The following is a 14,192-nucleotide window of genomic DNA, read 5'->3' as shown; positions in this document are numbered from 1 at the left end:
GTATGTGGCGGGTGCAAGTGGTTTAGCTGCGTAGGGTTAGGACGTGATCGATGCCAAGGACATCGTGCGAGCGGCAGACCTGTTGCATGACGTGGTCGCGCCGACGCCCCTGGAGTACTCGCGCTGGCTGAGTGAACTGGTCGGCGGCGACGTGTTCCTGAAGTGCGAGAACCTGCAGCGCACAGGGTCGTTCAAGCTGCGCGGCGCTTACGTGCGGATGGCGAGGCTGTCCAAGGCCGAGCGGGCGCGCGGTGTGGTCGCGGCGAGCGCGGGCAACCACGCCCAGGGCGTCGCACTCGCGGCCCAACTGCTCGGCATCAGGGCGACCGTGTTCATGCCGCACGGCGCACCGATCCCGAAGGAGAAGGCGACCCGCGCGTACGGCGCGGAGATCCGCTTCGTCGGCACGTCGATCGACGACTGCCTGCGGGCGGCGCACGCGTTCGCGGCCGAGACCGGAGCGGTGCTGATCCACCCGTTCGACCACCCTGACATCGTCGCCGGGCAGGCCACCGCCGGGCTGGAGATCGTCGAGCAGTGCCCGCAGGTCCGGACGATCGTCGTACCGACCGGTGGTGGCGGCCTGATCGCCGGGATCGCGTCGGCGATGCAACGCGACGGGGCGCCGATCGAGGTCGTCGGCGTGCAGGCCGCGGGCGCGGCGGCGTACCCGCCCTCACTGGCAGCCGGCGAGCCGGTCCAGCTGGCGGAGATGGCGACGATGGCGGACGGGATCGCGGTCGGACTGCCGGGCAAGGTCCCGTTCGAGGCGGTGCAGCAGTACGTCGGAGAGATGCTCACGGTCGGCGAGGACTCGTTGTCCAAGGCCCTTTTGCTGCTGCTGGAGCGGGCGAAGCTCGTGGTCGAACCGGCCGGTGCCGCCGCGGTGGCCGCCGTACTGGACGAGCCGGAGCGGTTCAAGCCGCCGGTCGTTGCGGTGCTGTCCGGCGGCAACATCGACCCGCTGCTGCTGATGCGTGTCATCCGGCACGGCATGGCCGCGGCCGGGCGGTACCTGTCGCTGCGAGTGCGGATCCCGGACACGCCCGGCGGGCTGGCCACACTGCTGACGCAACTGGCCGGGATGGACGCCAACCTCATCGAGGTACTGCACGAGCGCATCTCGGAGACGCTGAACCTGGACGAGGTCGAGGTGGCACTGCAACTCGAACTGCGGGGTGAGGACCACCGCGACCGCGTCCTGGCCGGTCTGACCGGCAACGGCTACACGTACACGCTCAACTGACCTGCGGCCGGACGTGGGCGAGCAGGCTGACCAGCATCTTGCCGGGCTCCTCCCACGGCAGCATGTGTGACGAGCGCTCGAACCAGACGGCCTGCTTGTACGGCGCCTTGACGGCCTCGATCCACTCGGCGGTCGGCGCACTCGGCGTCGTGTAGTCGTGCCGCCCGAGGAACATGACCACCGGGATCGGGAACTCGGTCACCCCGGTGAAGTCGACCTCCAGCAACTCGTCCAGCACCCGGCCGAGGGTGAACATGTTGCCCTCGCCAATGGTTTCCCCCTCGTCGAGGGTGTACTCCGGCGACAGCAGCGCCGCCTGGAAGAAGTACGTCGAGTCGCTCCGGTACGCCGTCAGGCCGCCGCGGTACTGCGCCCATTCGCGGGCGATGATGATCCGGTCCCGGGTCACCGGCTCGTCACCGGGGTACGGCGCGATCGACTCGAGCTGCTCGAGGGCCTCGGTGTGGTTGTGTTCGCGGGCCTGCTCGACGGCGTACTCGAACGAGAGCCGCTCGTTGGTCCGGGAGTTGATGAACTGGCCGATCCCGACGTACGCGTGGAACAGGTCGGGCCGGGCGAGGGCGGCGTGCGTCGCGATCACGGTGCCCCAGCTGTGACCCATCAGGATCACCTTGTCGACGCCGTACCGCTCCCGGATCTGCTCGGTGAGCTCGATCGCGTCGGCGACGTACTGCTGGATCTTCAGCGTGTCCGCGATGGTGTCCGGATCGACCGTACGAAAGGTCCGGCCGGCGCCGCGCTGGTCGTAGGTGACGACCGTGAAGTACTCCTCGATCGGCCGCTGGAACTGCCACATCACCGGCGACAGCGGCGACGCGGGTCCACCGTGCACGAACAGGATGACCGGGTTCGACCGGTCCTGACCACGGGCGTAGACCCAGTGGTCGATGCCTCCGGCCCGGAGCTGGTACGTCTCCTGGATGCCGTCGGGCGCGACGATGCGGTTCAGGTCCTCGATGACTTCCCGAGCTTCCTCGGCGGTCAGGAGCGGTTCGTCAGTCATTCACCGATGGTAGGGGGCTCACAGCTCTTCACCAGCGGTGCGTGCAGCCGCTCGGCGAGCACCCGGCGCTGGGTCGGCTCAGCCTCTGCCTGAAGGTGCAGACCGTCGTCGGTGAGCCGGACATTGACCGCGCGCCGGTCCTCGGGGCACATGTGCCGCTCGACCAAGCCGGCGGTCTCCAGCCGGCCGATCACCCGGGACAGTGCGCTCTGGCTGAGATGGACCGACTTCGCGATCGTCTGCACCTTGGCGGAGTGCTCGGGCAGCTCGGCGAGACGCTCGAGCACCTCGTACTCACTCATACCGAGCGAGTGGCCGGCCTGCAGAGCCCGATCGAGGGCGCAGGTCAGGTCGGCGTGGCGAGCGAGCAGCTCGCGCCATTCCCTCACATCTGCACTGACATCGGCGCGGGTCTCACCAGGACCTGCGCTGACCTTCGTGGCGGCCATGGAGGCGACCATAGCATGCACGCGCATTCAATGCAAACGCATTTAATGCCTAGACATTAGATGCACACGCATGGAATAGTCTCTCCTCGTGACACAGACAACGCACACCACATCACCGGCCCGGATGACTTGGGACGCGCGCCTGTGGGGCGCCCTCCTGGTGGTCTGCGGCGTGATCTTCCTCGACGGCCTGGACGTGTCCATGGTCGGTATGTCCCTGCCGTCCATCGGCGCCGACTTGGGCGTCTCCCTCTCTTCTCTGCAGTGGGTCGTGACCGGCTACGTGCTCGGGTACGGCGGCCTGCTGCTGCTCGGCGGCCGGACCGCCGACCTGCTCGGCCGGCGCCGCGTCTTCCTGATCGCGCTGGCCGTGTTCGCCGCGGTCTCGATGCTGAGCTCGCTGGCCACGAACCCCGAACTGCTCATCGCCGCGCGGTTCGTCAAGGGCGTCGCCGCCGCGTTCACCGCGCCGGCCGCGCTCTCCATCATCACCACGACCTTCCACGAGGGCCCGGACCGTAACCGTGCCCTCAGCATCTTCACCACCTGCGCCGCCAGCGGCTTCTCGATGGGCCTGATCCTCGGCGGCGCGCTGACCGAGGTCGGCTGGCGCTGGACCTTCCTGATGCCCGGCCCGGTCGCCCTGATCGTGCTGCTGTTCGCGATCAAGCTGATCCCGAACAGCCCGCGCGACAACGCTTCCGGCGGGTACGACGTCCCCGGAGCGATCACCGTTACCGGCGGCATGCTGTCCCTGGTGTACGCCGTCGTCGGCGCGGAGCACGCCGGTTGGGTGTCGGTGCAGACCTTCGGGATGTTCGCGCTCGCGATCGTCCTGCTGGCCGGCTTCGTCGCGATCGAACTCCGGTCGAAGCACCCGCTGGTCCGGCTCGGCATCCTCCGCAACGCCTCGCTCCGGCGGGCGAACCTGGCCATCCTGACCGTCTTCGGCGCGTACGTCGCCTTCCAGTTGATCGGCACCATGTACCTGCAGAACCTGCTCGGCTGGTCGTCGTTCCAGACCGCGCTGGCCTTCCTGCCCGCCGGTCTGCTGGTCGCCACGCTGTCTCCGAACGCGGGCAAGCTGGCCGACCGGCTCGGCACCGAGACGATGATCATCGCGTCGATGGCGCTGTTCGTCGTCGGGTACGCCCTGTCGCTGCGGATCGGTCCGGAGTCGGCGTACTTCTCGACCGTGTTCCCGACGATCATGCTGCTCGGTCTCGGGTTCGCGATCGGGTTCCCGGCCCTGAACATCCAGGCCGTGTCCGGGGTCCCGGACCACGAGCAGGGGTTGGCGTCCGGGCTGTTCAACACCTCCAACCAGGTCGGTGGCGCAGTGGTCCTCGCGATCGTGACCGCGGTGATCAGCAGCAGGTCGGACGGCGTGACCACGTCGGCCGGGATGCTGTCGGCGTACAAGCCGGGTCTGGCTGTGGTGACGGGGATCGCGGCGCTCGGACTGGTGGTGGCCCTGACTGGTCTGCGTGGTCTGCGCAGCCGGCGGGCCGCTGAGGAGGCCGAGGCTGCCGAGTTGGCCGCCGTACAGGACGAACTGGCCGCGGAGGAGATGACCCCGGCCGCGTGACAACAACCAGCCCTGTGTGGGCTGTGCACATATGAGAAACCCAGCTGGTGCGGGTCGCGGGCTACTCCCCGGGATCCGCACCGCTGTGTTCGGAGTGGATTCCGGGCGATCCCGGATTGGTTTCGACCCACGGGGATGCTGGACTGGGGGCATGAGCAACCAGAGCGATTACGACCGGCGGGTCAAGGACGTCCTCGACCGGGTCGCCAAAGGCCACCTCTCACCTGAGGAAGCCACCACCCTGATCGCCGCCATTCAGGCCCCGACGACCACCGAGGCTGACAAGCCGGCGCCAACGCCTCCGGTTGCCGAAGACTCGACCAAGGACGCGCCGTCCACTGATTGGCCGGCCGCGGAGGACCTCCCGTCCACCTCGGTCTGGGCCGATGTGGTGGACGCCCCGGACGCCGCCGACACGGCGGCACCCCAGGGCGCCGCGAATGGTGGCGAGGCCGGCGCGACGCCGGGCGGGCGGCATGCTGCCGCCGGGAACGGCGTGCAGGACAGCGTGGTCGACGAAGCTCCCGCCGAGAGCCCTGCGACTTCTGAGAACTCCGGTACCGACGAGATCGAAGAGGTTGAAGAGGTCCAGGAGGAGCACAGCAACGTGCCGATGCCGGCGGGGGTCCAGCGGGTGACGGTGCGGGCGATCGGGCGCCGGGTGCGGTTGATCGGCGAGCCGGCCGTCAACGGCGTCGCGGTGGACGGCCCGCACGTGATCAAGCGTGACGGCGACACCCTCGCGATCAGCAGCGAAGGCGACATGGGCGTCTCGATCGACGGGTTCAGCATGCTGCGCAACCCGACCGACCTGAAGTCGCACGTGAACGGCCTCGCCAAGGAACTGTCCATCCGGGTCAACCCCGGCCTCCAGGTCGAGGTCGAGGTGACGGGCGGCAGCGTGCACGCCGAGCGCCTGCCCGGGCTGAGCCGGGTCCGCGTCACGGCCGGTACGGCGAAGGTCTCGGACGTGGACGGCCCGATCGACCTGCTCGTCCAGGCCGGTTCGGCCAACCTGGACGCCCAGCTCACCAAGGGCCGGTCCCGCGTCCGGGTCGAATCCGGCACCGCGAACGTCGCGCTGCGCCGCGGCTCCGACGTTCGCGTCCACACTGAGGCCCAGCTCGGCCGGGTCACCTGGACCGGCGCGGTCTCCGGCCAGTCCAAGGACGTGGAGATCGGCCGCGGCCGCGCCGCCCTCGACGTCGAGGTCCTCGTCGGCACCGCTCAGATTGCCTCCGACTGATCGACCTGTTGCGTGGCCGGGACGGTGCGCAAGGTGCGGAACGGTGAGAAATAGAGGAACGCGTTGCCGGCCAGGGCCGCCAGGCCGGCGACCCACAAGGTCGCGTGCAAGCCGAACGCCGTACCGAGCGCACCGCCCAGCAGGCTGCCGAGCGGAGCTGCGCCCCAGCTGACGAAGCTCATGGTGGCGCTGACTCGTCCCTGCAGTTCTGGTAGGCAGACGCGCTGCCGGGTGCTCACCTGCAGGATGTAGCAGACGATGATGCAGAAGCCGGCGAGCAGCATCGACACGACGTACCAGCTCACCAGCCAGCCCGGTGCGGTCAGCGCCTGGAGGGTGAACGCGACACCGATGCCCGTCGACGACAGGAGCAACGTGCGGGCGTCGCCGTACCTGTTGCTGATCTTCTCGGTCACGCCTGACGCCACGATCGCCCCGCCGAGGCCGATCATGCTCAGTACGCCGATGGTGCCCGGCTGCAGGTGAACCTCGCGGACCAGGTAGACGATCATGATCGCGCCGGCGGCTGCCTGGAACAGCATGGTCGTCGCCGTGTTGAGCGCCATCGGCCGCAGCAGCGGGTGGCTGAAGACGTACCGCATCCCCTCCGCGATCTCCCGCTTGAGGTTCGGCCGGTCCGCCTTGGCCGGCTGTGCTTCCGGCGTACGGATCGAGCGAAGCCACAGCGCGGACCACAGGAAGCTCAGGGCGTCCACGCCGATCGTGACTGCCGCACCGAGCCATTGCACGAGTACGCCGCCCGCGCCCGCGCCTATCACTGCGCCGACGGAGTGGTTGGCCGCCAGCTTGGCGTTGCCGGGCAGCAGCTGGTCAGGATCCAGCAGCCGAGGCGGGTAGGAGCTGTGTGCCACGTCGAAGAGCACCGTGAGGACGCCGGTCAGCACCAGTACGACGTACAGCTGCGTGAGACTCAGTACGCCGAACCAGGCGGCGACCGGGATCGTCGCGAAGAGCAGTGCGCGCCCCAGATCGGCGTACACGAGCACCGGGAGACACCGGATCCGGTCGACCCAGGCACCGGCGAACAGCCCGAGTAGCAGCCAGGCTGCCGTCTCGCAGGTCCTCAGGAGCGAGACCTGGAGGGTGGACGCGTCGAGGGTGAGAACGGCGAGCAGGGGGATCGCGATCATGCTCAGGCGGCTGCCGAGCTGACTGAGCAGATCAGCGATCCACAACCGCCGGAAATCGGGGTGTCTGAGGATGCTCTGGGAGGTCATGCCGCGACGCTAGGCCGAGACTTGAGTCCTGTCGACTCAACTATCAACAAAGTTGAGTCTCGGCGACTCAACCTGAGTCTGAAATAGATCGGCAAGAAAAGTGTCGAAAGTGTCGATGCGGTCGGTCAGGATGGTGGCCTGCGTCACATCCAGAAGGGGGATCGACGGAATGGCTGCTGTCGAGGCGACCGGCCTCGTGAAGACTTTCAGGACCAGGAAGGACACAGTCAAGGCGCTCGACGGGATCGACCTCGAGGTTCCCGAAGGGACGGTGCTCGGCCTGCTCGGGCCGAACGGGGCGGGCAAGACCACGGCGGTCCGCGTGCTGACCACACTGCTGAAGCCCGACCAGGGCACGGCCCGCGTGCTCGGCCACGACGTGGTGAAGGAGGCAGACCGCGTCCGCTCACTGGTCGGACTCTCCGGACAGTACGCCGCCGTCGACGAACTGCTGACCGGCCGGGAGAACCTGTGGATGTTCGGCCGGCTGTACCAGTTGCGCAGTCAGCAGGCGAAGCAACGGGCCGAGGAACTGCTCGACATCTTCGACCTCACCGACGCCGCGGACCGGACACTGAAGACCTACTCGGGTGGCATGCGCCGCCGGCTCGACCTGGCCGGCTCGCTGATCGCCCACCCGCGGGTGCTGTTCCTCGACGAGCCGACGACCGGGCTCGACCCGCGCAGCCGGATCGACCTGTGGCAGATCATCCGCGACCGGGTCCGTGAAGGCGTCACGATCCTGCTCACGACGCAGTACCTCGAAGAGGCCGACGAGCTCGCGGACAGCATCGTGGTCGTCGACCACGGTTCGGTGATCGCCCGCGGTACGGCGGACGAGCTCAAGGCGAAGGTGGGCGGTGAGCGGATCGAGGTCGTCGTTCACGACCCGGCGGAGACCACCCGGGCGCTCGAGTTGCTGATCGGTTCGCTCGACATCACCGAGCCGGACTCCACCACGAAGGACGAGCATGCGCGCCGGATCACCATGCCGGCGCCGGGCGGGTCGAGCGCGCTGGTCGAGGTGATCCGGACCCTCGACGCGGGTGGCATCCGGATCGCCGACATCGGGCTGCGGCGGCCGACGCTGGACGACGTGTTCCTCACCCTGACGGGACATGAGGCCGAGCAGAAGAAGGAGGTGGACTCATGAGTGCGGCGGACATCGACGAGCCGGCCAAGGCGAATCCGCTCGGCCGGGCGTTCTCCGATGCCGGCATCCTGGCGTGGCGGACGCTCAAGCGGATCCCGCGGACGCCGGACATGCTGATCTACGCGACGATCCAGCCGATCATGTTCGTGCTGCTGTTCGCGTACGTGTTCGGCAACGCGATCCCGATCCCCGGCTTCCCGGGTCCGCGAGCGTACCGGGAGTTCCTGATGGCCGGGATCTTCGCGCAGACGATGGCATTCGCGGTCGCGTCGGCGAGTGTCGGGCTGGCCGACGACATGTCGAAAGGCCTGATCGACCGGTTCCGGTCGCTGCCGATGGCGCGGTCCGGCGTGATCGCCGGGCGGGTGGTCGGCGACGTCGTGTTCAACGCGTTCGTGATGCTGGTGATGGTGATCTGCGGCTTCGTCGTCGGCTGGCGCTGGCACCACGGTTTCGGTCAGGCGCTGGCGGCGTTCGGGATCCTGCTGTTGTTCGCGTTCGCGATGCTCTGGGTCGGTGCGCTCATCGGTCTGTCCGTCGGCAGTCCCGAGGTGGCGGCGTCGGCAGGGCTGATCTGGCTGTTCCCGCTGACCTTCCTGTCCAACGCCTTCGTTCCGACGCCGAACCTGCCCAGCGGCCTGCAGCCGGTCGCCGAGTGGAACCCGATCTCCTCCATCGTCGCCGCTTGCCGCCACCTGTTCGGCAACCCGTCACCCTTCGCCAGTCCCGACGGCTTCCCCGCGCAGCACCCGGTCTGGCTGTCCCTGATCTGGTGCGCGGTGATCATCGCCGTCTTCGCGCCCCTCGCCGTCCGGAAGTACCGCAGCGCCACCAGCCATTGAGTCATCGAGCTGTTGAGTCATTGACATGGCTTATACAGCGTGCAAATAATTCGAACTGTGTTAAAGGAACGGGGGAACTGGCGGGAGGCGCGGCGGGAGAACGCCCGCGCCTCGGTGCTCGCGGCCGCGTGGGAGCTGGTCCGCGAGGAAGGGCTGGCCGCGTTGTCCCTGCGCGAGCTGGCCCGCCGGGCCGGGATCACCACACCCACCGTCTACGCGTACTTCGAGTCCAAGAACGCGATCCTGGACGCGATGTTCGCGCAGGCCGCGCAGGCCTTCCTCGACCTGAAGGCCACGCTGCCGGTGACGGACCAGCCGGCCGAGGACCTGCTGACCGAGGCGCGCGCCTTCATCACGTTCTGCGTGTCCGACATTCCCCGCTACCAGTTGCTGTTCCAGCACTCGGTCCCTGGCTTCAAGCCGTCGCCCGAGTCGTACGAGCTCGCCGTCGCCGCCCTGGAGAGGACCCGCGAGCTCCTCGCACGCAACGGCGTGCACGATCAACGTCAGCTCGACATCCTGACCGCCATCACCACCGGTCTGGTCGACCAGCAGGTCTCCAACGACCCTGGCGGCGACCGGTGGAGCGGCCTCGTCGACGACGTCATCCGGATGTTCCTGGCTCAGTACTCGAGCGGGGAGTCCGTGTAATCCCGAGGGGGAATCATGTCCACTGTCACCCAGCCCAGGCTGCATCATCTGGCCCTGACCGTGACCGACCTGGAGTCGAGCGTCCAGTGGTACGGCGAAGTGTTCGGCGTCCACCCGGTGCTCGACGTACCGCATCAAGGTGGCGTCGGGCGCATCCTCGCCGATGCGGATCATCAGCTGATGATCGCCCTGCACCGCCACGACACCAACGACGGCGGCCTGTGCAAGGAGACGACGACCGGTCTCGATCACGCCGGCTTCGCGGTCGAGTCCCGCGACGACCTGATCCAGTGGCAGGACCATCTCGAGGCCCACGGTGTGGTCCGCGCCGACACCGCCGACAAGCCACTCACCCAGTCCCCGATCGCGGACGAGCCCTATGCCTCGGTCCTCGTCTTCCGCGACCAGGACAACATCCAGCTGGAACTCTTCGCCCCGACCGTGCACTGAATTGGCGAGCGCCCCGGTGGACTCCACCGGGGCGCTCGAGGCGGGTGGAGATCAGCCGGTGAAAGGTTCGGCGGCGACGATCTCGACGGTGACGTCCTTGCCGTTCGGGGCCTCGTAGCTGGCCTTGTCGCCCTTCTTCTTGCCCAGGATCGCCGAGCCCAGCGGGGACTGCGGCGAGTACACGTCGATGTCGACCGACGCGTCCAGGGCGAGCAGTTCGCGGGAGCCGAGCAGGAACGTCTCGACGTCGTCGTCACCGGCGAACTTGATCGACACCTTCATCCCGGGCTCGACCTTGCCGCCGGCCTTCGGGGTCTCGCCGACCCGGGCACGGCGGAGCATGTCCTCGAGCTGCCGGATCCGGGCCTCGATCTTGCCCTGCTCGTCCTTGGCGGCGTGGTACCCGCCGTTCTCCTTCAGGTCGCCCTCGTCGCGGGCGTCGCTGATGCGCTGCGTGATCTCGGCACGGGCGGGGCCCTTGAGGTGCTCGAGCTCCGACTTCAGCTGGTCGTAACCCTCCTGCGTCAGCCAGACAACGCTGTCCTCATCGATCCTCTGCGTCACGGGCTGCTCCTTGTGTCGGTGGGATGGGCAGGAAAAGCTGCTGGCCGCCGTCGTCGACGGCGACCAATCCACTGAGCGTAGCAAGATCCGGCGGAGAACCCCACAGTTCTGCGAGGGCTCAAACGCGGGGAAACCGTTTGCTTGGTGGTTCTTCCCACATCCCGGCGAACTGACCGGTAATCGGTTGCCGGACGGCTGTCCGGAGGTCAGTGCGGCCGGTGCGAGTCGGCGGTCGTGCAGCCGATCAGTACCACCGAGGTTGCGGAGCGTTGCGTAGTCAGCGTCGCGGGCACGGTCTGGTGCCTGGGGGAGTCGGCCGGGATGGTCAGCGTGAGTTCGCCGACGATGGAGAAGTCGGCCGACTTGGCCTGCAGCCGGCAGTTCGCCTCCACCGACTTGGTCCGGTCCACCTGGATGGTCGCCTTCGCGCTGGTCGCCGACGTCACCTCGAACCCCAGCAACCGCGACGTCACCGGAGGATTCGACCCGACGATCGCCGCCCACGCCAACCACGCCAGCCCGGCCGCGGCCACCACGGCCACCACCCCGATGATCAACGGCCGCCGGGACCGCCGCCCCCGCCCGTACCGCGCATCGAGGTCGGCTGCCGAACTCCCATCCCCGCTCCCGCCTGAGCTCGGCGCGAATGCGGCCGGCCCGGTCGCTGCCTGGTTGCTCGCCGCTGCGGCCGAGGTGTTGTTGTTCAGAGCCTCGGTGGCTTCGGGTGGCGTTGAGGGGGTGGTCGGCGTGGGGTCCGTCAAGGGATGTCCAGAGGGGGTCGGTCGTGGGTTTGGTCCGGGGTTGGAGGACCATTGTGTCTTGTGAGTGAAGATCTTCGGTTGTTGCATGTGCACGCGCACCCAGATGACGAGTCCAGCAAGGGGGCCGCTTCGACCGCCCGGTACGTGGCCGAGGGCGTCGAGGTCATGGTGGCCACGTGCACCGGTGGGGAACGCGGGTCGATCCTGAACCCGAAGATGGACCGGCCGGAGGTGCTGGCCAACATCACCGAGATCCGCCGCAAGGAAATGGACACGGCCCGCGAGATCCTCGGCATCGAGCAGACCTGGCTCGGCTGGGTGGACTCCGGATTCCCGGAGGGCGACCCGCTGCCGCCACTGCCGGAGGGCTGCTTCGCCGCGCTCAAGGTCGAGGACGCCGCGGCCCCGCTGGTGAAGCTGATCCGCGAGTTCCGTCCGCAGGTCGTCACGACGTACGACGAGAACGGCGGCTACCCGCACCCGGACCACGTGATGTGCCACCAGATCACGGTGGCCGCGTTCGAGGCGGCGGGGGACAAGGACGCGTACCCCGAACTCGGCGAGCCGTGGCAGCCGCTGAAGCTGTACTACCACCACACGTTCCACCGCGAGCGGATGAAGGCCCTGCACGACGCGATGGTGGCCCGCGGCCTGGAGTCGCCGTACGCCGAGCGGCTGAAGGACTGGAAGCCGGACCCGGAGAACGAGCGCCGGATCACCACCCGGGTGGAGTGCGCCGAGTACTTCGAGGTCCGGGACAAGGCGCTGCTCGCGCACGCCACCCAGATCGACCCGGACGGCGGCTGGTTCACCGTGCCGCTGGAGGTGCACCAGGCGGCCTGGCCGACCGAGGACTTCGAGCTGGCGCGGAGCGTGGTCGAGTCCGAACTCCCCGAGGACGATCTGTTCGCGGGGCTGCGCTGACGGCGGGGCGCGACAGTGAGAGACTGGTGGCGTGACAGTGATGACCTTCCTTCCGGCGGCCGAGATCGACCCGAACTCGGTGCGCCCCGGCTGGGTCGCGCTGCTGATCGTGCTCGCTCTCGGTGCCGCCACGGTGCTGCTGTGGCGCAACATGGGCAAGCAGTTGAAGAAGATCGACTTCGACGGCGATGGTGCGGACGCCCCAGCACCGTCCGACGGCCCAGCGAGTACGGACAGCTCAGCGGCCCCGGCCGGCGATGCCGAGCCGACGGGTACGACGGATACGACGCCGACCCAGAGTGACGCCAAGGAACACACAAAGCACTGATCCTGCGCCATCTCGTGACACCGTTATCACGAGATGGTGTCGTGCGTGCGCCGCCCACTGATGTCGCCCCTATAGTGAGCGCGTGTTCAATCGTGCCGCTGCCGAGTTCGCTCTGTGACCGCGACCCGCGCCGCCCGGCACCGGATGCCCGGACGGCTGGTAGCGGGTGGTCTGACGGCCGTGATCGTCGCCTCGGTGGCGCTCGCCATCGGCCTGTTCGCGGCCGGCAGTGAACCGCAGGACACGGGTGGCATCGGCGGACCGTCGGTGTTCGTCGGCTGGCTGCTGCCGCTGTTCCGGCTGATCTCGATCTTCGCGACCGTCGGCTGCGCGGGTGCGCTGCTGGCCGCGGTGGTGCTGCTGCGGATCGAGGGCGGTCCGCTCGGAGTGCAGGGCCGCCGGGCCGTGCGGGACGCCAGCAACGCGGCGATCATCTGGGCGGCCTGTGCGTTCGCCGGTGCGATCGTCACCGCGTCCATTCTGCTCGACACCCCGGTGAACCTGCTCCGCCTCCGGCTGGACGACGCCCTCGGCGTACCGGAGGTCAAGGCGCTGCTGATCACCGGCATCCTGGTCGTCGCGCTGGCGATCGGCATCCGCCGCGTGCAGACGTCGTCGGCGGCCGGCCTCGGCGTCCTCGTTGCGATCGCGGCCCTTGTCCCGACCGCCCTGACGGCGTACCCGCGGAACGAGTCGTACGTCGTCGTCGCCGGCGCGGCCCTCGTCGTCCACGTCATCGCCGCGACCACCTGGGTCGGCGGACTGGCCGGCCTGGTTCGCTACGGACGGGCGAGTCGCACCGGCCTCCCGATCGTGCTCGAGCGGTTCAACGAGGTCGCGTCGATCTCGTCGGTCGCCGTACTGCTGAGCGGCCTGCTGAGCGCCGCCGGCCGGCTGGCCGCGAAGGGCGGCGGCTGGGGGTCGATCCCCGACGCGCTCACTTCGGACGCGTACGGCGCTCTCCTGCTGGCGAAGATCGCCGCGTTCCTGATCCTGATCGTCGCGGCCTGGCTGCACCGTCGCCGGGCGATCGGTGACCTGGTTGACGGAGGCAACCCGTTCTGGCGGATCGTCGGCTTCGAACTCTTCGTCATGGCTCTCACGCTGGGCCTGTCCGTCGCCCTGTCACAGACCGCCTGACCACGGCGCGGCACGCAGGTCGGCGGTCGTACGGCGTTCGCGGTCCTGGGGCCGGTCCTCGGCGGCGCGGCCGATCGCGATCATCGACACGATGTGCCAGCCGGCACCCGGGGAGAGGTCGGCGGTCAGCGCGTCGAGGTCGAAGGCGCGGAACTGCCTGCAGGCAAGGCCCATCGCGTGCGCCTGCAAGGTCAGGTGGGCCACTGACTGGCCCAGGTCGTAGTCCGCGAAGTCGGAGTACGCCCAGTCCGTGTCCTCGACGAACCGGTGCGCCATCGTCACGACGAGAAGACCCGCACTCGGCGCCCAACGCCCCGAACTGGCCGCGAGATGGCGCACGATCCGCTTGTGCTCCGGCTCGTCGCGCCGCGCGGTGAAGTAGGCCCAGGGCTGCGAGTTGCCGGCCGAGGGCGCCCAGCGCGCCGCCTCGAGCAGTACGTCGACGTCGTCCTCGGTGACAGTGCACCCGGGATCGAACCGCAGGGGACTGAAGCGCGACGCGAGCAACGGATGAACGGCCATGCCAGGTTCAAGTCCCGGCCGGCGCGGTCCATTCCGTGCGCGGGCGGCCGGTCCACACCGGCCGCC

General features: G+C 68.7%; 16 protein-coding genes. 10 read left to right on the top strand and 6 right to left on the bottom strand.

The annotated features are described in order from the left end of the window. Positions 1 to 43: 43 nt before the first annotated feature. Positions 44 to 1,246, top strand: coding sequence for a threonine ammonia-lyase (gene ilvA, locus ACGFH6_RS01055; protein WP_393379388.1), 1,203 nt, complete (start codon positions 44 to 46; stop codon positions 1,244 to 1,246). Here ilvA and ACGFH6_RS01050 read toward each other — a convergent pair. Both ACGFH6_RS01050 and ACGFH6_RS01045 read right to left on the bottom strand, forming a co-directional pair. Then, a complete protein-coding gene (locus tag ACGFH6_RS01050) occupies positions 1,239 to 2,270 on the bottom strand; it encodes an alpha/beta fold hydrolase (protein ID WP_393379386.1) in 1,032 nt (343 codons plus the stop codon). The two genes, ilvA and ACGFH6_RS01050, sit on opposite strands and share 8 nt — an antisense overlap. Further along, entirely contained in the window at positions 2,267 to 2,719 is a 453-nt protein-coding gene (locus ACGFH6_RS01045; RefSeq protein ID WP_393379385.1) for a MarR family winged helix-turn-helix transcriptional regulator, read from the bottom strand. Before ACGFH6_RS01045 ends, ACGFH6_RS01050 begins: the two co-directional genes overlap by 4 nt. An 88-nt stretch (positions 2,720 to 2,807) precedes the next feature. Here ACGFH6_RS01045 and ACGFH6_RS01040 point away from each other — a divergent pair, with 88 nt between their 5' ends. Both ACGFH6_RS01040 and ACGFH6_RS01035 read left to right on the top strand, forming a co-directional pair. Then, the gene (locus ACGFH6_RS01040) at positions 2,808 to 4,307 is read left to right on the top strand and encodes an MFS transporter (protein ID WP_393379383.1); all 1,500 of its coding nucleotides are present in this window, start codon (positions 2,808 to 2,810) and stop codon (positions 4,305 to 4,307) included. A 151-nt stretch (positions 4,308 to 4,458) separates the two neighbouring features. Next, complete coding sequence (locus ACGFH6_RS01035; RefSeq protein WP_393379381.1) at positions 4,459 to 5,553, top strand: hypothetical protein; 1,095 nt, start codon at positions 4,459 to 4,461, stop codon at positions 5,551 to 5,553. Here the strand turns inward: ACGFH6_RS01035 and ACGFH6_RS01030 are convergent. Continuing rightward, positions 5,535 to 6,791 (bottom strand): MFS transporter, encoded by a 1,257-nt coding sequence (locus ACGFH6_RS01030; protein WP_393379379.1) that lies wholly within the window; start codon positions 6,789 to 6,791, stop codon positions 5,535 to 5,537. The two genes, ACGFH6_RS01035 and ACGFH6_RS01030, sit on opposite strands and share 19 nt — an antisense overlap. A 169-nt stretch (positions 6,792 to 6,960) precedes the next feature. Between ACGFH6_RS01030 and ACGFH6_RS01025 the strand changes: the two genes are divergently transcribed. From ACGFH6_RS01025 to ACGFH6_RS01010, 4 genes are read left to right on the top strand one after another with little or no spacing between them, the layout of a single operon-like run. Further along, complete coding sequence (locus tag ACGFH6_RS01025; RefSeq protein WP_393379378.1) at positions 6,961 to 7,944, top strand: ATP-binding cassette domain-containing protein; 984 nt, start codon at positions 6,961 to 6,963, stop codon at positions 7,942 to 7,944. Further along, on the top strand, positions 7,941 to 8,786 hold the full coding sequence (locus tag ACGFH6_RS01020; protein ID WP_393379376.1) for an ABC transporter permease: 846 nt from the start codon (positions 7,941 to 7,943) through the stop codon (positions 8,784 to 8,786). The genes ACGFH6_RS01025 and ACGFH6_RS01020 overlap by 4 nt, the downstream gene beginning before the upstream one ends. Positions 8,787 to 8,843: 57 nt before the next feature. Then, a complete protein-coding gene (locus ACGFH6_RS01015; protein ID WP_393379374.1) occupies positions 8,844 to 9,437 on the top strand; it encodes a TetR/AcrR family transcriptional regulator in 594 nt (197 codons plus the stop codon). Positions 9,438 to 9,452: 15 nt separating this feature from the next. Continuing rightward, positions 9,453 to 9,887: a VOC family protein gene (locus ACGFH6_RS01010; protein ID WP_393379372.1), complete on the top strand. Its 435-nt coding sequence runs from the start codon at positions 9,453 to 9,455 to the stop codon at positions 9,885 to 9,887. 51 nt (positions 9,888 to 9,938) lie between these two features. On the opposite strand, the gene greA is transcribed toward ACGFH6_RS01010, so the two are convergent. Together greA and ACGFH6_RS01000 are read right to left on the bottom strand one after the other, a co-directional pair. Further along, complete coding sequence (greA, locus tag ACGFH6_RS01005) at positions 9,939 to 10,451, bottom strand: transcription elongation factor GreA (RefSeq protein ID WP_131359418.1); 513 nt, start codon at positions 10,449 to 10,451, stop codon at positions 9,939 to 9,941. A gap of 206 nt (positions 10,452 to 10,657) precedes the next feature. After that, positions 10,658 to 11,212: a DUF4307 domain-containing protein gene (locus tag ACGFH6_RS01000; RefSeq protein WP_393379370.1), complete on the bottom strand. Its 555-nt coding sequence runs from the start codon at positions 11,210 to 11,212 to the stop codon at positions 10,658 to 10,660. 60 nt (positions 11,213 to 11,272) lie between these two features. On the opposite strand from ACGFH6_RS01000, the gene mca reads away from it, so the two are divergent. The 3 genes from mca to ACGFH6_RS00985 all read left to right on the top strand — a co-directional run bounded on the left by mca (position 11,273) and on the right by ACGFH6_RS00985 (position 13,604). Further along, entirely contained in the window at positions 11,273 to 12,136 is an 864-nt protein-coding gene (gene mca, locus ACGFH6_RS00995) for a mycothiol conjugate amidase Mca (protein ID WP_393379368.1), read from the top strand. A 31-nt stretch (positions 12,137 to 12,167) separates the two neighbouring features. After that, entirely contained in the window at positions 12,168 to 12,464 is a 297-nt protein-coding gene (locus ACGFH6_RS00990; RefSeq protein ID WP_393379366.1) for a hypothetical protein, read from the top strand. A gap of 114 nt (positions 12,465 to 12,578) precedes the next feature. Beyond that, positions 12,579 to 13,604, top strand: coding sequence for a CopD family protein (locus tag ACGFH6_RS00985; protein WP_393379365.1), 1,026 nt, complete (start codon positions 12,579 to 12,581; stop codon positions 13,602 to 13,604). Here the strand turns inward: ACGFH6_RS00985 and ACGFH6_RS00980 are convergent. Beyond that, complete coding sequence (locus tag ACGFH6_RS00980) at positions 13,590 to 14,126, bottom strand: nitroreductase family protein (RefSeq protein WP_393379363.1); 537 nt, start codon at positions 14,124 to 14,126, stop codon at positions 13,590 to 13,592. The two genes, ACGFH6_RS00985 and ACGFH6_RS00980, sit on opposite strands and share 15 nt — an antisense overlap. Positions 14,127 to 14,192: the final 66 nt, after the last annotated feature.

The sequence above is a fragment of the Kribbella sp. NPDC049227 genome (assembly GCF_043197265.1).
Taxonomy (GTDB): Bacteria; Actinomycetota; Actinomycetes; order Propionibacteriales; family Kribbellaceae; genus Kribbella.
The sequence above is the reverse complement of the archived record's forward strand: the minus strand, read 5'-3'. Positions and strand labels throughout refer to the sequence as shown.